The sequence below is a fragment of the Duganella alba genome (assembly GCF_009674495.1).
Taxonomy (GTDB): domain Bacteria; phylum Pseudomonadota; class Gammaproteobacteria; order Burkholderiales; family Burkholderiaceae_D; genus Rugamonas; species Rugamonas alba.
On record NZ_WKJN01000007.1, the window covers coordinates 176,769 to 196,043 of the forward strand.

The window sequence follows — 19,275 nt, forward strand, 5'->3', positions numbered from 1 at the left end:
TTTATCCTTATTTCTTGCCGCGGCGCGAGACGATCATCGAAGAAGTACGCTTGTTGCTGCGAGTCTTCTTGCCCTTGGTCTGTTGGCCCCATGGCGACACAGGATGACGACCAGCTGCCGTTTTACCTTCACCACCACCGTGCGGGTGATCGACCGGGTTCATGACCACACCGCGAACGGTAGGACGAACACCGCGCCAGCGCATCGCACCAGCTTTACCGATTTTACGCAGGCTGTGTTCGGCATTGCCGACTTCACCCACGGTTGCACGGCACTCGATGTGCACGCGACGCACTTCACCCGAGCGCAGACGCACCTGAGCGTAAGTACCTTCACGCGCCATCAGCACCACGCCGGCGCCGGCGGTACGGGCCATCTGGGCACCTTTACCTGGCAGCATTTCGACGCAGTTCATCACGGTACCGACCGGGATGTTGCGGATCGGCAGGCAGTTACCCGCCTTGATCGGCGCTTCGGCGCCGGTCATCACGGTGTCGCCCACAGCCATGCCTTTGGTGGCGATGATGTAGGTACGGGCGCCGTCGGCGTAGCACAGCAGCGCGATGTGCGCGGTGCGGTTTGGATCGTATTCGATACGTTCCACTTTCGCCGGGATGCCGTCCTTGCTGTTACGCTTGAAGTCGATCACGCGGTAGTGCTGCTTGTGACCACCACCGATGTGACGGGTGGTGATGTGGCCGTTGTTGTTACGGCCGGCAGTTTTCGATTTTTTCTCAACCAGGGCTGCGAACGGACGACCTTTGAACAGGTCGGAGTTCACAACTTTCACCATGCCGCGACGGCCTGGGGAGGTTGGCTTCATCTTAACGAGTGCCATTATTTAGCCTCCTCGGTGAAATTGATTTCCTGGCCAGGCTTCAGGCACACGAAAGCACGCTTGGTGTGGTTGCGACGGCCGATGTGGGCGCCGGAACGTTTCTGCTTACCTTCGCGGTTCACGGTTTGCACCGATTCCACTTGCACTTTGAACAGCAGTTCAACGGCAGCCTTGATTTCTGGCTTGGTCGCGTCGGTGGTGACGCGGAACACGATCTGCTCGTTCTTTTCCGCGACCATGGTGGCCTTCTCGGAAATCACTGGAGCAACCAGCACCTTCATCAGGCGCTCTTCGCTAAATTTCAATGCGCTCATGCCAGCATCTCCTCAATCTTAGCCAATGCAGCTTTGGTGACCACGATCTTCTTGTAGAACACCAGGGACATTGGATCTGCGTGACGTGGTTCAACAACCAGAACGTTCGGCAGATTGCGCGAAGCCAGTTCCAGGTTTTCGTTGGCGACGTCGGTGATGATCAGTACCGAATCAAAGCCCATGCCGGTCAGCTTTTGCGACAGCAGCTTGGTTTTTGGTGCTTCGATCGCGAAATCTTCCACCACAACCAGGCGCTCTTCGCGGGCCAGTTGCGACAGGATCGAGCAGATACCAGCGCGGTACATCTTCTTGTTCACTTTGTGGGTGAAGTTCTCGTCAGGCGAGTTCGGGAAGATGCGACCACCGCCGCGCCACAGTGGCGACGACGACATACCAGCACGTGCGCGGCCGGTGCCTTTTTGGCGCCATGGCTTCTTGGTCGTGTGGTGGACTTCTTCACGGTCTTTTTGTTTACGGTTGCCGCTGCGAGCATTGGCTTGGTAAGCAACGACGATCTGGTGGATCAGGGCTTCGTTGTAGTCACGGCCGAAGACGGTATCGGCGGCAGCAACGTTAGAGGCGGCTTGACCTTGAGCGTTCAAGAGCTTGAGTTCCATCGTTTAAGCTCCCTTCTTTGCTTTAACTTTGACAGCAGGCGAAACCACTACCTGGCCGTTTTTGGCGCCAGGGATCGCACCTTTGACCAGCAGCAGCTGACGGTCGGCGTCGATACGGGCGATTTCGAGGTTCTGCACGGTCGTGGTGACATCACCCATGTGACCGGTCATGCGCTTACCTGGGAACACGCGGCCTGGATCCTGCGCCATACCGATGGAGCCTGGAACATTGTGCGAACGCGAGTTACCGTGGGTGGCACGGCCCGAAGCGAAGTTGTGACGCTTGATGGTACCGGCGTAGCCTTTACCGATCGAAACACCTTGAACGTCGATCTTTTGACCGACTTCGAACAGGGAAACGGCAACGACGTCGCCAGCTTTCAGTTCGGCAGCTTTAGCTGCGTCAACGCGGAACTCTTTCAGCAGAGTACCAGCTTCGACACCGGCTTTAGCGTGGTGACCAGCAACGGCTTTGGTCACGCGGGAAGCGCGACGTTGACCATATGCGACCTGAACCGCGGTATAACCATCAGTTTCAGGGGTTTTGATTTGCGCAACACGGTTGTTCGATACGTCGACCACGGTGACTGGGATCGAATCCCCGTCATCGGTGAAGATGCGCATCATACCAACCTTGCGACCGAGGAGGCCAAGGCTCATTTTTTCTCCAATTCCCACCTACGATTGGGCGGGGATATGTTGAACTACTAAAATTAGTACGGACCAATAAAAAGTCGAATCCATACCGAAGCCGGCTAGTGTATCGTGATTTGGGGGTTGACGCAACAACTTAGTACGAGGTATGTCAGTTTTTTGCGCCGGATTCCGCCATGGCGCCAAACCCCAGCGCCATGCGGGCTGGCGGCCGCTCAGGCCGGGGTGGCCGACGGCGTTTCCGCCTCGTCTATCTTGCCAATTCCATACCAGTCGACCCGGCGGGTGGCGACCATGACGGCGCCCAGGCAGGCGAACAGCAGCAGCGCACCGAGCACCAGGGCGTTGCTCTCGGAAATGAGCAGGCCGTACAGCGCCGAGTACAGCACCACCAGCCCGGCGCCGAAGCCGGCGGCGCGGGCGCGGCTGCGCAGCACGGCGCTCAGGTAGAAGCTGATCAGGGCGATGCAGGCGCCGCCGGCGATCAGGTACGCCACCAGAAAGTCGATGTGCTCGGACAGGCTGACCAGCAGCAGAAAGAACATGATCAGCGCCAGCCCCACTAATAAGTACTGGATCGGGTGGATCGGCAGCCGCTTGAGGATCTCGAACACGAAGAAGGCGGCAAAGGTCAGCGCCACGAACAGCAGCCCGTACTTGGTGGCGCGGTCGGCCTGGGCATAGACGTTGACCGGCTCGATGAAGCCCATGCTGAAGCTGTCCAGCCCCGGCTCCGCGCCCTGGGCCTCCGCCGGACGGTCCATGGCCGCCAGCTGCCGCTGGGCGTTGCTGGCCATGGACGAGATGCGCCAGCTGGCGCGGAAGCCCTGGTCGCTGATGGTGCGCGCCTCCGGCAGGAAATTGCCGCCGAACTGGGGATGCGCCCAGTTGGACTCCATCGTCACCAGGTTGTTGCTGCCGACCGGGACGAAATGCTGCCGTTCGGTGCCGGCCAGGTACAGCGAGAAGCCGAACGGAATCGACGCCCCGGCCGCCTTCAGGTCGGCCAGGTCCAGCGCCACGTGCATGCCGCTGGGGTTGCCCGGCAGCTGGGCGCCCTGCGCGAACCGGTAGCGGCGCCCCGCCACCAGCATGGTCGGAATATCGCGGATGCCGCGCACGTCCGATACCGACAGCGCCACATAGGGCTGGCGCATGGTCAGCTGCGAGGCGCCGCTGTCGCGCGGCAGATCGGCGGCGGCCGGCAGCGTGAAGTCGCCGGCGAAGCTGTGGCCGCCGCTATACATCAGCACCTGGTGGATGCCGCGATAGCGCCGTTCGGTGACGATCTTGCCGGCGATTCTCAGCTCGTTGGGAAACACCAGCTTGCGGTGCTGCACCGTCACCACCTTGTCGCCGTCCTTGATTTCCTCGCTGTACGGCAGCACCAATACCGGGCCGATCACGTGCTGCGTCCGCACCGAGTCGTCGGCGATGCTCTGCACCGCCTGCGCGTGAAACCTGATCCGCTCGGAGATGACGCCCTCGACCATCATCAACGGCAGGCCGATCAGCAGCATCAGCGCGACAATGATCAGGCATTTTTGAAACAGCTTTTTTTGCATGGCGATTCCTCTGGTTGAAAGTGCAACCAGTCTAGAAAAGCACCATGCGTTGTTGATGCGTTCTGTGTGAAGTCTAGCGCACCAGCGGCAAGGGCAGGCGCAGCACGGCGCGGCAGCCGCCCTCCCCGGCGTTCGCCACGCTGACGGTGCCGCCGTGCAGCGCCGCCACCTCGCGCACGAAGGGCAGGCCCAGTCCGGTGCTCTTGCTGCCGCCGGGACGCGGCAGCGAGTAAAAGCGGTCGAACACCTTGTCCAGCGCATAGGCGGGAATGCCGGGACCGCTGTCGCCGACACTCACCACGGCCTGCGCCATCTCGGCAGCCAGCGCCAGCACGATCTGGCTGCCGGCCGGCGCGAAGCCGATGGCGTTGTCCAGCAGATTGCCCAGCGCCTGGCGCAACAGCAGCGCGTCGCCGCGCACCGACAGCGGCGTGTCCGGCAATTCCAGCCGCACGTTCAGCGCGCGCGCCCGCAGCTGGCTGGCGGCGTCGGCCGCCACCTGGCGCAGCAACGCATCGAGCGCCACCGGCTCGGCCGCCTCCAGGCCCTGCTGCTGCTCGACGCGCACCAGCGCCAGCAGCTTGTCGATCAGCTGCTTCTGGCGCGCGTTCTGGCTCAGGATGTTGTCGAGAAAATGGCGGAACTCGGCGCGCGGCATGTCTTCCGACAGCAGCTCGGCGGAACCCTGGATCGCCGCGATCGGGCTTTTCAGCTCATGCGCCAGCGTGTGCATCAGCTGCTCGGCGTACTCCTTGCCTTCCAGCCGCGTGCGCATGGCGTGCAGCGCCCGCGCCAGCGTGCCGATTTCATTGTTGCCCAGCGACGGCGGCACCGCCTTGCGGCCGGCCTCGACCTCGGACACATAGTGCATCAGCTGGCGCAGCGCGCGCGCCAGCCACCACGCAACCGCCAGCCCGATCAGCAGCGACAGCACCAGCAGCAGCGTGCCGCGCTGCAGGATCTTGCGCTGGCTGCGGTCGACAAAGGCTTGCACGCTGGCGATCGGCTTGGCCACCGTCAGCGCGCCGATGATGCGCTCGCCGTCGCGCACCGGCGCGGCCACGTACATGACGGTGCTGCGGTCGTCGCCCTCCACCGAACGGGTGCTGCGGGCGCCGTACTTGCCCTGCAGCGTCAGGTAGACGTCGTTCCAGCGCGAGTAGTCCTGGCCCAGCGCCAGGTTGGCGGAATCGTAGACGACGATGCCGCGCGCGTCGGTGATGTAGATGCGGAAATCCAGCTTGCGCTTGAGGACGCCGCCGATCTTGACCTCGATGCTGCGGCGCGCATAGTGCTCGACGTTGGCCAGCGCCGGCACGCCGTTCTTCAGGTCGCCGGCGACGACGCCGGCCAGCAGCTCCGCCGTGTCGACCAGCGTGTCCTCCAGCGTCGCGCGCACGCCGGGCTTGACCTCGGCCACGAACACGTTCAGCAGGAACCACGCGGCCAGGCCGACGATCAGGAAGTAGCCCAGCAGGATGCGCAGCCCGATCTTCATGAAACCAGGCTGTAACCCATGCCGCGATGGGTGAGGATGGGATCGGCCTCGGCGTCGACCAGACGCAGCTTGGCGCGCAGCGACTTGACGTGGGCGTCGACGGTGCGCTCCAGCGTGTCGGGCGCATCGGTCCAGACGCGGTCCATCAATTGCGCGCGCGACAGCACGTGGGCCGGATGCTCCAGCAGAGTCTTCAGCAGCAGATATTCATAGCGCGTCAGGTCGAGCGGCTGGCTGCGGAACAGGATGCGCGCCTCCAGCGGCCGCAGCTCGAAGGCCGTGGCGGCGGGCGGCCGCGGCGCCGGCGGCGTCATGCGGCGCAGGATCACGCGGATGCGCGCCACCAGCTCGCGCGGCGAGAACGGCTTGGTGACGTAGTCGTCGGCGCCGATCTCCAGCCCGACCACGCGGTCGATCTCGTCGCTGCGGGCGGTCAGGAACAGCACCGGCGCGTCGGAAAACTGGCGCAGCCGGCGACAGACTTCCAGCCCGCTCAGGTCCGGCAGGCCGATGTCGAGCACCACCAGCAGCGGCGCCGGATCGGCGCGCATGGCGGCCAGCGCCTGCGCGCCCAGCGTCACGTGCAGCGGCGTGAAGCCCTCGGTGCGCAGGGCGTAGGCGATGCTGTCGGCGATCGCCTGCTCGTCCTCGACGATCAGGATGGTTTTGGGAATGTGCATGGCGGATAACTGTAACACCGGCGCACCGGCGCGCACAAAAAAAAGGCGGGACCGAAGTCCCGCCGCTCACCGCCTTACGCCTTCAGGAATTAATAGAAGGTGTAGGTGGCGTTGAAGGTGAAGTAACGACCGTAGTTGTTATGCAGGCCTTCGTTGTAGCCGGCCAGCGGTGCGCCGGAGGTGGCGCCGTAACGTGGATCGTATGGCGCTTTTTTGTCGAACAGATTCTGGATGTTCAGGCTGAGCGACAGGTTTTTAAAGCCGGTGTAGGTGTAGCCCATGCCGACCGTGGTCCAGCTGTTGACCGCGCACTTCGGATAGTAAGCCTCGTACAGCGGGATCGTGGTGTTGCGATCTGGTTCCGCATCGGTAGGCTTGGCCGTGCCGTAGTGGCAGAACGGTTGCGCGAAGGTGTCGGTGCCATCGTAGCGGCGCAGCAGCGACACCGGTCCGATGTAGTTGACGTTGGCGCTGACGGAATGGTCGCCACGGCTCCAGTTCGCGGTCAGCGTGGTTTTCCAGCGCGGGATGTCCAGGCCGCTGCTCAGCGCCCAGTCGGTGATGCCGGCGTTGCTGCCTGCCAGGTTGTGCTCCGGATCACCCGCGGTGCCGGCGATCGAGTAGTGCGAGGTGTAGGTCGAGCTGACCTTGGTGTCGACACTGCCCCACGCGCCCAGGCTCTGGCGGAAGCGCGCTTCCAGGTCGACGCCGCGCACTTCGGACGAACCCTGGTTGATCCATGGCTCGCGCACCATCAGCAGCGGGCCGGTGCCAGGAATCGGCTTGCCGGAGGCGTCGGTGACGAAGTTGACCGGATTGGTATCGCGCACCACCAGGCCAGGATTGCTGTCTTCGTTTTTCAGCGCGTCGAAGGCGCTGCCCAGAATCACCTCGCCCTCCTTGCGGATGCGCCAGAAGTCGACCACCAGGTCGATATTGCTGGTCGGCGAGATGATCAGGCCGATCGAATGGCTCTTCGAACGCTCAGGCACCAGGTTCGGGTTGGCGCCGCCGGTACCGGCCGCGGACTTGTTGCAATCCACTTCGGTCGCGCCTGGTTTCGGCGTGCTCTCGTCGGTTTCGCAGCGTTTCGGATCGTACAGGCCGCTCAGGAAGAACTGCGCGCCGCCTGGCGTGACCTGGGTCAGGCCAGGTGCGCGGAAGCCCTTGGCGTAGGTGCCGCGCAGCGCGAACATGTCGCTTGGCGCCCATTTGCCGCCGATCTTCGGTACGAAGTTGCGTTTCAGGTTTTCGTATTTGTCGACGCGGCCGGCAAATTCCAGCTCCAGCGACTTGAGCAGCGGGGTGCGCAGCTCGACAAACGCCGACTTGACGTCACGGCTGCCGTCGATGGCGGTGTTGGCCAGGCCGTAGATGTCGCCGCGCGCCACCAGTTCGTCCGGGTTCAGCTTGATCTTCTCCTGACGCACCTCGACACCGGCGGCAAACGCCACCGGACCGCCCGGCAGATGGCCGAACTCGGTATTGGCCTTGGCGTCCCATTGCAGGATCGAGGCCTTGTTGTCGGTGACCACGTCGTGGCCGAGGGTCGGATCGGCCGCCAGCTGCGCCAGCGAGGTGCCGGTGTTGAGCTTGTTCAGGGTCGGCAGGTACAGGCGGCCGTAGGTGGTGTCCTTTTTCTTCGACTGGTTCCACAGCAGGCCGGTGTTCCAGTCCCAGCTGTTCCACGTGCCTTCCAGGCCGACCAGCGTGCGGATGCCGGTGTTGATGGTCTGCGTGCCGCCGCGCAGGTTTTCAAAGCGGTAGCCGACCGAGGCGCGCGCGTCCGGGAACGGATTGTCCGGATGGCCGATCGGCAGGATCGCCTGGAACGGCGTGCCGACGCCGGTGGCGGTGAAGTTGGTCACCGACGACTGGCCGATGGTGATCGGCGCGCCGGTGTAGTTGCGCTCGGTGCGGCTGTAGGCCACCTCGGCGAACGCGCGGGTGGTCGAGTTGAGTTTCAGCACGCCACGGCTGAGGACGCTGCCGTCTTCGCCTTCGCTTTGCGCTTCCAGGAACTTGGTGGTGTCGTAGTTACAGAAGGTGCGGTTGATGAACACGCTGGTGCGCGGCAGGCCCATGGCGGTGGTGCCCACCAGTTGCTGCGACGGGTCGCAATTGACGCGGGTGACCAGGCGGGTGGCGGCGTTGGCCTGCGACACCGCGAAGTTTTTCGATCCCGGCGCGGTTTCGCGGTAGATCGACGGGCTGGCCGACACCGTGCTGCCGTACGGCGTGGCGTAACGGCTGTTGAGCAACTTGTACTGGTCGAACTCGATGTCGGTGGCGTCGCTGCGCTGCACGCGGTCGCGCTTGGAGATGTCGGCCGCGATGAAGACGTTGTAGCCGTCCGCTTCGACGTCGCCCTTGCCCCAGAAGGCATTGGCGCCGCGGCGGCCGAAGTTGTTGTTGTCGTTGGCGCCGACGCGCGCCGACAGTTTCAGGCCTTCGAAATTGCTCTTGGTGATGAAGTTGATCACGCCGCCGATCGCGTCGGAGCCGTACACGGCCGAGGCGCCGTCCTTCAGGATCTCGACCCGGTCCAGCGCCGACAGCGGAATGCTGTTCAAGTCGTACAGCGTCGAGTTGCCGTCGTTCGGATCGGCATAGGCCGACGGCGTCATGCGACGGCCGTTCAACAGAATCAGGGTCGAGGTCGACGACAGGCCGCGCAGCGAGGCGGTCGAGACGCCGCGCGAGAAGCCGCCGTCATTGGTGTCGTAGTTGTTGTCGGTACCCATCGATGGCACCGTGCGCATCAGTTCGGCCACGGTGGAGGCGCCGCTGGCCTTGATGTCGAGCGCGGTGATGACCGACACCGGCGAATTGCCTTCCTTGCCGACGCGTTTCAGGTTGGAGCCCGTCACATAGACCGACTCCACTTCCTTGTCCTGGCTGGAGACGGTTTGTGCTTGCACGCCATGGGTGTATGCCAGGGTGAGTGCGACAGCCAGCACACTCTTTTTTAATTGCATGTGATTCTTCAAGTGACCCCCGAGTGATTTTGTAAAATTATGTAATACCACGTAAGAATTGGTTTCCTCTCTTGTAAAGAGACCCAAATTTCGCGTAGCAAATACGAATTTCACATATCTTCGTTTGCAAATGAAGAAATATTTAGCAATAAACTAAATTGTTTAAAACATTATGGCCGAAATGCGCCCTTCTTCTGTCATCTTGCCGTCATATTGCCGAGTCGCTGTGTTCAATTTGCAACGCGAAAATACAACAGAACGGCCGGGTGCCCGGAAAATACCGTTGAGCGTGGCGGCGGGTTAACGGTTCAGGCGTTTGAGTAATTGCGCCCTGAGGGCGCGGGCGCCGGGGTTGCTGATCGGCGCCAGCACGCCGCGCGCCGCCTGCGGGATGTGGGCCGCCTCGGCGCCGTCGCTCTCGAACACGTAGTGGCGAAACAGCTCCTGCCACGCGGCGCGCTGGGCCGGCGGCAGGTCGCGCACCGTCATCAGCGCCAGCAGCAGCGTGTTGAACGGCGTGTCCATCCAGTCCGGCGACTGCCGCCACCAGTAGTTGATCAGGATGTTGAACGGTTCCAGGCCCTCGACGTGGTGCCACCACATGCTGGGGATGAACAGCGCGTCGCCCGGCCCCAGCTCGGCCGCGCGGGCGTGGCGCAGCGCCTCGGCGAAGCGCGGGAAGCGGACCAGGTCCGGCCGGCGCAGGTCGACCAGGCTGACCGACTGCCCGGCCGGCGTGAAGTCGAGCGGGCCGACGTACAGGTTGGCCAGCTGCTCCGGCGGGAACAGCGTGAAGCGGCGGCGCCCGGCCGCCACGCAGGCCAGATTGTCCGGCACGTCGTAGTGGGCCGGAATGACGGTGCGGTTGCCGATCCAGATGCTGGCCAGCGGGTCGCGCGCGCCGAAGTTCAGGTCGTTCTCGGCGCGCAGGCCCGGCAGGCAGGTGTCGACCGTGGTCGAGCCGACATAGAAGGTCGGCGGCGCGGCGGCGTCCAGGTGCGCGCGCAGGGCGTCCAGCACCTGCCCGAAGCCGACCATCTGGGTGGTGAAGTTAAAGCCGCTCAGGTCGTCGTTGTAGAAGATCCGCCCGCCCGTCTCGGGCAGCGCGTGCGTCGCCAGCACCGTGGCGTCGCGGTGGAAGCGGCGCAGGTAGGCGTCGGCCGCCGGCGCCGACTGGCGCGCCGCCCGCACCAGCGGCCAGTCGGCCACCAGGCCGCGCAGCACCAGCGGCTCGGTGGCGGCCAGGATCTCGTCGGGCAGCGGCTGGCTGCCGTCGCCGCGCAGCTGGCGGCTGCGCTCACAGTCGATCTCGGCGATCGCTCGGGGGCTTGCTTGCATCGGGTCTCCCATGAAAAACAGGCCGCCTGAACCACGGCGGCCTGCACTGCTGCTCAGACGCTGCGCATCAGAACTTGTAACGCGCTCCGATCATGTAACGCGGACCGGCCTGCGTCACGTTCAAGGTCGCGGCCTGGGTGCGGCCATGCTGACGCTGGGTCGAGTCGGTCAGGTTGATCGCCTCCACCTGGAAGCTCAGGTTCTTGTTGTAAGTGTAGCCGATGCTGACGTCGGTCTGGCCGTAAGCGTCGGTGTACACCGGCGCCGCGCGGCCGCCGCCATCGACCGTCGAGGCCAGGAACTCGCCGCGCCAGTTGTAGGCCACCCGCACCGACCAGTCCTTGTTCTCGAAGATCCCCACCAGGTTGGCCGAATTGCTCAACCCCAGGATCGCGAACTGATCGTTGGTGTTGGCGTTGTCGTACTTGGTCGGCGAGGTCACATACGTGTAGTTGGCCTGCACGCCAAAACCGCTGCGCCCGAACATATGCTGCACGTTGACCTCGGCGCCCTTGACGGTGGCCGATTTCTGGTTGGCGTAGGTGGTGGTCAGGAAGTTCATCAGCGGATCGGTCGGCAGGCCCGTGATGTTGCCGTTCAGGTTGCCGTCCGACTTGACGCCGGTCTTCTGCACGCCAGGCTGGCCGTCGTAATGGCTCAGGATGTAGTTGCGCAGGCAGTTGGTGTCGGCCGCCGTGCAACCGGCAGCGATGGCGGCGTTGTAGTAGGCGCCGCCGACCGGCGTGTGCAGGTCGTACAGCGACTGCGAGATCACCGTCTGGCCGGCGTAGTTGTCCATCTTCTTGTGGAAGCCGGCCAGCGACAGCACGCTTTGCTGGTCGTAATACCATTCCCACGACAGATCCAGGTTCTTCGACTTGACCGGCTTCAGCGCCGGATTGCCGACCGAGGCGGTGCCGCCGGTGAACACGTTGCCGATGGTGCCCAGCGTCAGGCCGCCCTGCAGCTGGTCGTAGCGCGGCCGGCCGATGGTGGAGCCGGCGCTGGCGCGCAGCTTCATGTCGGGACGCAGGTCGAAGTCGAGGTTCAGGCTCGGCAGCACGTTGGTGTAGGACGCGTCCTGGCTGCTGTACGAGTTGCCGGCAAAGGTGATCGGCAATTCATTCTGCGACACCCATACCACGGCGGTGCCCGGCAAGACCTGGGCCACCGAGGTGACCTTGGTGCGCTCGATGCGCGCGCCGACCGACGAGTGGAACGGAATCGCGGTGTCCCAGTCGGTGCCGAACGACAGGTAGCCGGAGCTAGTTTTTTCCTTCAGCTCGCGGTCGGTGTCGGCGCTGGCGAAGTTCGGCAGGTAGCCGGCGGCGTTGCCGGTGGCCTGCGCCGTCAGCGCGCGCAACTGGGCGAAGTTGAAGGTGTACAGCGAACCGAACAGTTCCGGCGCGTCGTGGCCGCCCAGCTTGTTGAAGTAGGAACCCAGCGGATTGGCCTGGAAAATGCTGGCCGGGTAATCCGACGGCTTGGTGGCGCCGCCCCAGGTGTTGTTCTGCACGTTGGAGAAGGTTGAACGGTTGGTCGAGTCGGTGTAGCCGACGCCGAAGCTCAGGTTCGACGCTTCGAACAATTGCAGATTGCCCTTGGCTTGCGCCTGGTTGACGGTGGCTTTTTCCCAGCTGTTGTGGAACCACGAGCCGGCCGCCTGGATCGGTTGGTTCACCAGGTCGGCCGCCGGCATGCTCAGCACCGGCAGTTCATGGGTGAAGTCGATCTTGGTGTTGCCGCGGCTGAAGCTGGCGTTGGACAGGTTGTTCTCGCTGCCGAACGGGCTGTCTGCGCCGGACTCGGCGGTCGAATGGTGGGCATCGAACTCGACGCGCAGCGTCGGCGACGCCTTCCACAGCGCGTTGAAGCCGATCGACTTGTTCTGGGTCTTGGTGGCATAGTCGCCGCCCACCACCGACACGTCCTGCGGCGTCTGGTAGGTTTCCATGTAGGTCAGCGGCGAGACCACGTGGCCGCTCGGCCAGGTGCTGGTCGAGGTCGGGGTCTGGCCGAACCAGACGCTGAGCTCGTCGCGCTTGGTCTGGATCTTGTTTTCCGAATAGGTCAGGTCCAGCGTGGTGGTCAGCTCCTTGACCGGGCGGAACTGCAGCACCAGCTGGCCGTTGGTGCGCTGCCGTTCGATGGCGTTGACGCCGTAGCCGAAGTTCTGCGGAATCGAGTACAGGTCGGTCGGGCCGGGACGGTTGGTGATGTTCTGCGCGCCAGGCTGGCCCGGCTGCGGCAGGGTCGAGCCGGCGGTGGTGTCCGAGCCCAGGTACGGGCCCTGGTAGCCGTTGGCCAGGCCGGCGCGGTTGAAGCCCGAGGCGCGCTTCTGGTAGCTGGCGCTGACGCCGACGCCGAAGCGGCCGTCCTCGCTGGTGTTGCTGTAGATGCCGGAGAACTCCGGCGTCACGCTCTGGTTCTTGAGCATGTCGGGCAGGTGGTCGTTGGAGGTGTCCTTGACCGCCTTGACGCCGACGCTCGAATGCATGCCCGGATTGTCGAGCGGACGCGCGGTCATGACGTTGATGGTGGCGCCGATGCCGCCGGTCGGGCTGTCGGCGCGGCCGGTCTTGTACACCTGCAGCTGCGAGATCGCTTCCGAGGCCAGGTTCGAGAAGTCGAACGAGCGGCCGGACAGGTCGCTCAGGTCGGTGGTCGGCATCTGGCGGCCGTTCAGCAGCACCAGGTTGAAGTCCGGGCCCAGGCCGCGCACGGTGACCTTCTGGCCTTCGCCGTTGCTGCGGTCGATCGAGACGCCGGAAATGCGCTGCAGCGATTCGGCCAGGTTGGTGTCCGGGAATTTGCCGATGTCGTCGGCGACAATGCCGTCGACGATGCCGTCGGCGTTGCGCTTCATGTTCAGCGTGGACTGCATGCTGGCGCGGATGCCGGTCACAATCACCGATGGGGCGTTGGTGGTGCTGTCGGTGGCGCTGGCCGCTTCCTGCGCCTGGGCCGCCGAGAAGGTGGCGCAGGCACCGGCGACCGCCAGGCTAATCAAGCGGCGTCGGCGCGCCAGCTCTGAAAACGTTTTCAAAGATCGTTGCATTTTGTCTCCTTATTTATGATTTAAGCCGGGGGCGCAACATCGACCGGCAGTTGCCTTAATTAGTTCATTGCTGTGACAAATTAGGCAACTTCAGAATAGGAGAAACGCTGCCATTCGTCAATTGATCGAACGAATTCCGTGCAAATTCCCGCGTTACGTAATGGCGTTATGTTGTAATAATGTTTGAACCTGCGACACGGGTGTATGATCGCTGCACCGCTTTTTCGGAACAGCCTCATGATCGTCGCCGGTGACCAGCAATTACTCAAGCAAATCAATCGCATGGCCCTGGTACGCCAGTTGTGCAGCGCGCCAGGCATGTCGCGCGCCGCCCTTTCCGAAACGGTCGGCCTGACCAAATCCACCGTCAGCCTGCTGGTGCGCGAGCTGATGGATGAAGGCTGGCTCAGCGAAAGCGCGCTGCGCACCACCGGCGCCCTGGGCCGCCGCGCCACCCCGCTGCACCTCGACGACAGCCGCCTGGCCCTGCTGGGCGCCGACCTTGGCATCGGCGCCGCGCGCCTGGTCGCCACCAACCTGCTGGGTGAGGTATTGGCCGAACGCGCCCTGCCCTACGACGACGCCAGCGACGCCGCCGCCTGCATCGCCCAGGTGGCGCAGGCGCTGAACGCATTGACCGGCGACGCGGCGCTGGCCGGCCGCACCATGCTGGGCGTGGGCGTCGGCCTGCACGGCGCGGTCGACGACGCCACCGGCATGCTGCACATCGCGCCCCACCTGGGCTGGCGCAATATCGACGTCACCGGCCTGCTGCGCGCCGGACTGGCCGGCGGCGCGCTGGCGGCGCTGCCGCTGTTCATCCAGAACGAAGCGAATGTGGCGGCGCTGGCCGAGCTGGAATTTTCCGGCCAGCGCGGCGCCGATCCGCTGATCTATGTAAGTATTGGTTACGGCGTGGGCGCCGGCATCATCGTCAACGGCCGCCTGCTGACCGGGCTGTACGGCTTTGCCGGCGAGGTCGGTCACACCATCCTGCAGCAGGGCGGCCCCCCGTGCTCCTGCGGCCGGCGCGGCTGCGCCGATGCGCTGATCGGCCTGCAGGCGCTGCTGGATTCCGTGTACGGTCCGGAGCAACCGTCCACGCCGGCGCAGCTGGAGCGGCTGTTCAGCGCCGCCGAGGCCGGCGACGAGCGCGCGCTGGCGGCGGTCGAGGCGGCGGGCCGCAACCTGGGCGTGCTGTTGAACAATCTGTGGGTGGCGTTCGATCCGATGTGCATCGTGCTCGGCGGCGCCGCACTGCGGCTCGGCGAGCGCTTCATCGCGCCGGGGCGGCAGGTGCTGCTCGATTGCGCCAGCGCCACCTCGCTGCCGGCGCCGGCGCTGCGCACGCCGCAGTTCGGCGCCAACACCATCGCCATCGGCGGCGCCGCCATGGCGCGCCACTACCTGATGCGGCCGTTTGCCGACCATGGCATCGGCGCCGGCGCCCAGCAACGGATGGCATAGGCCGCCGCTTCAGTCCAGCCCGGTTTTCCCCGCCGCCCAATACGCCTTGCTCTGGCGCTGTGTCGCCGCCACGCCGTGCTGCCGCAGCAACCGGCTCATGTGCTGGATGGCGCTGGCCCGGCCGCTCAGCACGATATCCGCCGCCGGATGCGCGCGCAGTACTGCGCATCGCGCAAGCCAAGCTGACTGAGCGCGGCGCCGCCCAGCGTGAGCAGGCGGAAGCCGCCGCCGATCTCGTCCACCGCCAGCACCTGGGCGCCGCGCGTGAACAGTTTCTGTATCGCCGATTCAAACAGGCCGGCGCGCCTGGTGGTGTGTGCGTTGTCCATACAGAGAGGACGAACCACCGGCGCGGATATTTTTACGGGCTGCACAAAACAATGGGGCCGGACGTTTGCACGTCCGGCCCCATCATCAGCCAGCAGCCGAGGCTGCCAACTTGAATCAATTATTGCAGTTTGATTTCGACATCAACGCCAGCTGGCAGGTCCAGCTTCATCAGCGCGTCAACGGTCTTGTCGGTTGGGTCGACGATGTCCATCAGGCGCTGGTGGGTGCGGATTTCGAACTGGTCGCGCGAGGTCTTGTTGACGTGTGGCGAACGCAGAACGTCGAAACGCTGGATGCGGGTTGGCAGTGGGACTGGGCCTTTGACAACGGCGCCGGTGCGCTTAGCGGTGTCAACGATTTCCAGGGCCGATTGGTCGATCAGCTTGTAGTCGAAAGCTTTCAGGCGGATACGGATTTTTTGGTTTGGTGCGGACATGATAATTCCTCAAAAGAGCGAACTGGCAACTTTGTAGCGCCAGCAATGTTTAAAAGAACGAGTTTGATACGCAAGGGCGAGATGGTATCACACCATCCCGCCCCTGTTTCAATCCGGACTAAAAATTAGGCCAGGATTTTTGCCACAACGCCGGCGCCGACGGTACGGCCACCTTCGCGGATTGCGAAACGCAGACCTTCTTCCATCGCGATCGGGTTGATCAGCTTGACGGTGATCGACACGTTGTCGCCTGGCATAACCATTTCTTTGTCCGCTGGCAGTTCGATCGAACCGGTCACGTCAGTCGTACGGAAGTAGAACTGTGGACGATAGTTGTTGAAGAACGGGGTGTGACGACCGCCTTCATCTTTCGACAGCACATAGATCTCGCCGGTGAAGTGGTTGTGCGGCTTGATCGAGCCTGGTTTTGCCAGAACTTGACCACGTTGCACGTCTTCACGCTTGGTGCCGCGCAGCAGCAGACCAACGTTGTCGCCTGCCTGACCCTGGTCCAGCAGTTTGCGGAACATTTCCACGCCGGTGCAGGTGGTTTTCACGGTGTCGATGATGCCGACGATTTCGATCTCTTCGCCGACCTTGATGATGCCGCGCTCAACACGACCGGTCACCACGGTGCCGCGACCCGAGATCGAGAACACGTCTTCCACTGGCATCAGGAAGGCGCCGTCCACTGCGCGCTCTGGCGTAGGGATGTACGAATCCAGTGCGTCGGCCAGGGCCATGATGGCTTGCTCGCCCAGCGGACCGGTGTCGCCGTCCAGTGCTTTACGTGCCGAACCTTTGATGATTGGCAGGTCGTCGCCTGGGAACTCGTATTTCGACAACAGCTCGCGAACTTCCATTTCCACCAGTTCCAGCAGCTCTTCGTCGTCGACCAGGTCGCACTTGTTCAGGAACACGACGATGTATGGCACGCCAACCTGGCGGGCCAGCAGGATGTGTTCGCGGGTCTGTGGCATTGGGCCGTCAGCTGCGGAGCACACCAGGATCGCGCCGTCCATCTGCGCGGCACCGGTAATCATGTTTTTGATGTAGTCGGCGTGGCCTGGGCAGTCAACGTGAGCGTAGTGACGTGCGGCGGTTTCGTACTCGACGTGCGCGGTGTTGATGGTAATGCCGCGTGCTTTTTCTTCTGGTGCAGCATCGATCTGGTCGTAGGCTTTCGCTTCGCCGCCGAATTTCTTCGACAGAACGGTTGCGATTGCAGCGGTCAGGGTGGTTTTGCCGTGGTCGACGTGACCGATGGTGCCTACGTTGACGTGCGGTTTAGTCCGCTCGAACTTTTCTTTTGCCATTTTGATTCTTCCTTAGAACAATGTTTTAAATGTGCGGCCAGGTGATCTACCCGGCCGCAAAAATACCAGAATTACTTCGCTTTCGCGGTAACGATCGCGTCGATCACGTGCTTAGGCGCCTCGGAGTAGTGCTTGAACTCCATGGTGTAGGTTGCACGGCCCTGGGTTGCGGAACGCAGGGTGGTCGAGTAACCGAACATTTCCGACAGTGGCACTTCGGCTTTGATGATCTTGCCGCCGCCGCCTGGGATTTCGTCCATGCCCTGCACCATACCGCGGCGGGACGACAGGTCGCCCATCACGGTACCGGCGTAGTCTTCCGGCGTTTCCACTTCCACAGCCATCATTGGTTCCAGGATGACTGGGCTGGCGCGTTTGCAGCCTTCTTTGAACGCCATCGAACCGGCCATGCGGAATGCATTTTCGTTCGAGTCGACGTCGTGGTACGAACCGAAGGTCAGGGTGACTTTGACGTCGACCACTGGGTAACCTGCCAGCACGCCGTTGTTCAGGGTTTCGCGCACGCCTTTTTCCACTGCTGGAATGTATTCGCGTGGCACGGTACCGCCCTTGATGGCGTCGATGAACTCGAAGCCCTTGCCTTGTTCCTGTGGCTCGATGGTCAGCACGGCGTGGCCGTATTGACCGCGACCACCGGACTGCTTGACGAACTTGCCTTCAACGTCAGCCACCGATTTGCGGATGGTTTCGCGGTAGGCAACCTGTGGTTTGCCCACGGTCGCTTCCACGCCGAATTCGCGCTTCATGCGGTCAACGATAATTTCCAGGTGCAGCTCGCCCATACCACCGATGATGGTCTGGCCCGACTCTTCGTCGGTCTTGACGCGGAACGACGGATCTTCCTGCGCCAGACGGTTCAGTGCCAGACCCATTTTTTCCTGGTCGGCCTTGGTTTTTGGTTCCACAGCCTGTTGGATCACTGGCTCTGGGAACACCATTTTTTCCAGGGTGATGATCGACGATGGATCGCACAGGGTTTCGCCGGTGGTCACGTCTTTCAGACCAACCGCAGCGGCGATGTCGCCGGCGCGCACTTCTTTGATCTCTTCACGCTGGTTGGCGTGCATCTGCAGAATACGGCCCAGACGCTCTTTACGACCTTTGACCGAGTTGTACACGGTATCGCCGGCGTTGATCACGCCCGAGTAGACGCGGAAGAAGGCCAGCTGACCAACGAACGGGTCGGTCATGATCTTGAACGCCAGCGCCGAGAATTTCTCGTCGTCCGAGGCTTTACGGGTGGCTGGCTCTTCGTCTTCGTCGGTGCCTTTGACGTCGGCGATGTCGATCGGCGACGGCAGGTACTCGATGACCGCGTCCAGCATGGCCTGTACGCCCTTGTTCTTGAAGGCGGTGCCGCACATCATTGGCACGATTTCGGAGGCGATGGTACGGTCGCGCAGTGCCTTCTTGATTTCGGCTTCCGACAGGTCGCCTTCTTCCAGGTACTTGTTCATCAGGTCTTCGGTCGCTTCAGCAGCGGCTTCAACCATCTTCTCGCGCCACTCGGCAGCCGAATCAGCCAGCTCGGCAGGGATATCGACGTAGTCGAATTTCATGCCTTGCGAAGCGTCGTCCCACAGGATCGCTTTCATCTTGACCAGATCGATCACGCCTTTGAAGTTGTCTTCGGCGCCGATCGGGATCTGGATCAGGACTGGGTTGGCCTTCAGGCGTGCGCGCATCTGCTCGTACACTTTGAAGAAGTTCGCGCCGGTACGGTCCATTTTGTTGACGAAGGCCAGACGTGGCACTTTGTACTTGTTGGCCTGACGCCATACGGTTTCCGACTGTGGCTGCACGCCGCCGACTGCGCAGTAAACCATGCAAGCGCCATCCAGCACGCGCATCGAGCGTTCAACTTCAATGGTGAAGTCAACGTGGCCCGGGGTGTCGATGATGTTGATGTGGTGTTCTGGGAAGTTGTTCGCCATGCCTTTCCAGAAGCAGGTGGTCGCAGCGGAGGTAATGGTAATACCACGCTCTTGCTCTTGCTCCATCCAGTCCATGGTGGCGGCGCCATCGTGAACTTCACCGATCTTGTGGTTCACGCCCGTGTAGAACAGAACGCGTTCGGTGGTGGTGGTCTTACCTGCATCGATGTGAGCGGAGATACCGATGTTGCGGTAGCGCTCGATGGGGGTCTTGCGGGCCATAATTAATCC

16 protein-coding genes are annotated in these 19,275 nt (G+C 63.0%); 1 reads left to right on the forward strand and 15 read right to left on the reverse strand.

Annotated elements, in window-relative coordinates:
• Nucleotides 1–7 precede the first annotated feature (7 nt).
• From rplB to GJ695_RS09480, 10 genes are all read right to left on the reverse strand, one after another.
• The gene (gene rplB / locus GJ695_RS09435; RefSeq protein WP_154364086.1) at nucleotides 8–838 is read right to left on the reverse strand and encodes a 50S ribosomal protein L2; all 831 of its coding nucleotides are present in this window, start codon (nucleotides 836–838) and stop codon (nucleotides 8–10) included.
• Complete coding sequence (gene rplW, locus GJ695_RS09440) at nucleotides 838–1,152, reverse strand: 50S ribosomal protein L23 (protein ID WP_154361054.1); 315 nt, start codon at nucleotides 1,150–1,152, stop codon at nucleotides 838–840. Before rplW ends, rplB begins: the two co-directional genes overlap by 1 nt.
• Nucleotides 1,149–1,769, reverse strand: a complete 621-nt coding sequence (rplD, locus tag GJ695_RS09445; protein WP_090192447.1) for a 50S ribosomal protein L4 — start codon at nucleotides 1,767–1,769, stop codon at nucleotides 1,149–1,151. Before rplD ends, rplW begins: the two co-directional genes overlap by 4 nt.
• Before the next feature lie 3 nt (nucleotides 1,770–1,772).
• A complete protein-coding gene (rplC, locus tag GJ695_RS09450) occupies nucleotides 1,773–2,429 on the reverse strand; it encodes a 50S ribosomal protein L3 (protein WP_154364088.1) in 657 nt (218 codons plus the stop codon).
• Between the two features lie 209 nt (nucleotides 2,430–2,638).
• The gene (gene creD, locus GJ695_RS09455; RefSeq protein ID WP_154364090.1) at nucleotides 2,639–3,988 is read right to left on the reverse strand and encodes a cell envelope integrity protein CreD; all 1,350 of its coding nucleotides are present in this window, start codon (nucleotides 3,986–3,988) and stop codon (nucleotides 2,639–2,641) included.
• Nucleotides 3,989–4,061: 73 nt separating this feature from the next.
• Complete coding sequence (gene creC, locus GJ695_RS09460; protein ID WP_154364092.1) at nucleotides 4,062–5,486, reverse strand: two-component system sensor histidine kinase CreC; 1,425 nt, start codon at nucleotides 5,484–5,486, stop codon at nucleotides 4,062–4,064.
• Nucleotides 5,483–6,166, reverse strand: coding sequence for a two-component system response regulator CreB (creB, locus tag GJ695_RS09465; protein ID WP_154364094.1), 684 nt, complete (start codon nucleotides 6,164–6,166; stop codon nucleotides 5,483–5,485). Before creB ends, creC begins: the two co-directional genes overlap by 4 nt.
• Before the next feature lie 89 nt (nucleotides 6,167–6,255).
• Complete coding sequence (locus GJ695_RS09470; protein ID WP_154364095.1) at nucleotides 6,256–9,144, reverse strand: TonB-dependent receptor domain-containing protein; 2,889 nt, start codon at nucleotides 9,142–9,144, stop codon at nucleotides 6,256–6,258.
• 300 nt (nucleotides 9,145–9,444) lie between these two features.
• Nucleotides 9,445–10,482, reverse strand: a complete 1,038-nt coding sequence (locus tag GJ695_RS09475; RefSeq protein ID WP_154364098.1) for a cupin-like domain-containing protein — start codon at nucleotides 10,480–10,482, stop codon at nucleotides 9,445–9,447.
• Between the two features lie 67 nt (nucleotides 10,483–10,549).
• Nucleotides 10,550–13,540 (reverse strand): TonB-dependent receptor, encoded by a 2,991-nt coding sequence (locus GJ695_RS09480; protein WP_154364100.1) that lies wholly within the window; start codon nucleotides 13,538–13,540, stop codon nucleotides 10,550–10,552.
• A gap of 237 nt (nucleotides 13,541–13,777) precedes the next feature.
• Between GJ695_RS09480 and GJ695_RS09485 the strand changes: the two genes are divergently transcribed.
• A complete protein-coding gene (locus GJ695_RS09485; protein ID WP_166455095.1) occupies nucleotides 13,778–15,007 on the forward strand; it encodes an ROK family transcriptional regulator in 1,230 nt (409 codons plus the stop codon).
• A gap of 9 nt (nucleotides 15,008–15,016) precedes the next feature.
• Here GJ695_RS09485 and GJ695_RS30370 read toward each other — a convergent pair whose 3' ends face one another.
• From GJ695_RS30370 to fusA, 5 genes are all read right to left on the reverse strand, one after another.
• Nucleotides 15,017–15,139 carry a hypothetical protein gene (locus GJ695_RS30370; protein ID WP_267874251.1) on the reverse strand — a complete coding sequence of 41 codons (123 nt, stop codon included), beginning with the start codon at nucleotides 15,137–15,139 and terminating at the stop codon, nucleotides 15,017–15,019.
• Complete coding sequence (locus tag GJ695_RS09490; protein ID WP_154364104.1) at nucleotides 15,133–15,336, reverse strand: hypothetical protein; 204 nt, start codon at nucleotides 15,334–15,336, stop codon at nucleotides 15,133–15,135. The genes GJ695_RS30370 and GJ695_RS09490 overlap by 7 nt, the downstream gene beginning before the upstream one ends.
• A 119-nt stretch (nucleotides 15,337–15,455) precedes the next feature.
• Nucleotides 15,456–15,773 carry a 30S ribosomal protein S10 gene (rpsJ, locus tag GJ695_RS09495; protein ID WP_005663509.1) on the reverse strand — a complete coding sequence of 106 codons (318 nt, stop codon included), beginning with the start codon at nucleotides 15,771–15,773 and terminating at the stop codon, nucleotides 15,456–15,458.
• A 125-nt stretch (nucleotides 15,774–15,898) separates the two neighbouring features.
• Nucleotides 15,899–17,089: an elongation factor Tu gene (tuf, locus tag GJ695_RS09500; protein WP_154364106.1), complete on the reverse strand. Its 1,191-nt coding sequence runs from the start codon at nucleotides 17,087–17,089 to the stop codon at nucleotides 15,899–15,901.
• Nucleotides 17,090–17,160: 71 nt separating this feature from the next.
• Nucleotides 17,161–19,266, reverse strand: coding sequence for an elongation factor G (gene fusA, locus GJ695_RS09505; protein ID WP_154364108.1), 2,106 nt, complete (start codon nucleotides 19,264–19,266; stop codon nucleotides 17,161–17,163).
• Between the last annotated feature and the right edge of the window lie 9 nt (nucleotides 19,267–19,275).

Bases quoted from the DNA above. Each gene is read 5' to 3' on its own strand.
- rplB (WP_154364086.1), bottom strand. From the start codon at position 838: ATGGCACTCGTTAAGATGAAGCCAACCTCCCCAGGCCGTCGCGGCATG.
- rplW (WP_154361054.1), bottom strand. From the start codon at position 1,152: ATGAGCGCATTGAAATTTAGCGAAGAGCGCCTGATGAAGGTGCTGGTT.
- rplD (WP_090192447.1), bottom strand. From the start codon at position 1,769: ATGGAACTCAAGCTCTTGAACGCTCAAGGTCAAGCCGCCTCTAACGTT.
- rplC (WP_154364088.1), bottom strand. From the start codon at position 2,429: ATGAGCCTTGGCCTCCTCGGTCGCAAGGTTGGTATGATGCGCATCTTC.
- creD (WP_154364090.1), bottom strand. From the start codon at position 3,988: ATGCAAAAAAAGCTGTTTCAAAAATGCCTGATCATTGTCGCGCTGATG.
- creC (WP_154364092.1), bottom strand. From the start codon at position 5,486: ATGAAGATCGGGCTGCGCATCCTGCTGGGCTACTTCCTGATCGTCGGC.
- creB (WP_154364094.1), bottom strand. From the start codon at position 6,166: ATGCACATTCCCAAAACCATCCTGATCGTCGAGGACGAGCAGGCGATC.
- GJ695_RS09470 (WP_154364095.1), bottom strand. From the start codon at position 9,144: ATGCAATTAAAAAAGAGTGTGCTGGCTGTCGCACTCACCCTGGCATAC.
- GJ695_RS09475 (WP_154364098.1), bottom strand. From the start codon at position 10,482: ATGCAAGCAAGCCCCCGAGCGATCGCCGAGATCGACTGTGAGCGCAGC.
- GJ695_RS09480 (WP_154364100.1), bottom strand. From the start codon at position 13,540: ATGCAACGATCTTTGAAAACGTTTTCAGAGCTGGCGCGCCGACGCCGC.
- GJ695_RS09485 (WP_166455095.1), top strand. From the start codon at position 13,778: ATGATCGTCGCCGGTGACCAGCAATTACTCAAGCAAATCAATCGCATG.
- GJ695_RS09490 (WP_154364104.1), bottom strand. From the start codon at position 15,336: ATGGACAACGCACACACCACCAGGCGCGCCGGCCTGTTTGAATCGGCG.
- rpsJ (WP_005663509.1), bottom strand. From the start codon at position 15,773: ATGTCCGCACCAAACCAAAAAATCCGTATCCGCCTGAAAGCTTTCGAC.
- tuf (WP_154364106.1), bottom strand. From the start codon at position 17,089: ATGGCAAAAGAAAAGTTCGAGCGGACTAAACCGCACGTCAACGTAGGC.
- fusA (WP_154364108.1), bottom strand. From the start codon at position 19,266: ATGGCCCGCAAGACCCCCATCGAGCGCTACCGCAACATCGGTATCTCC.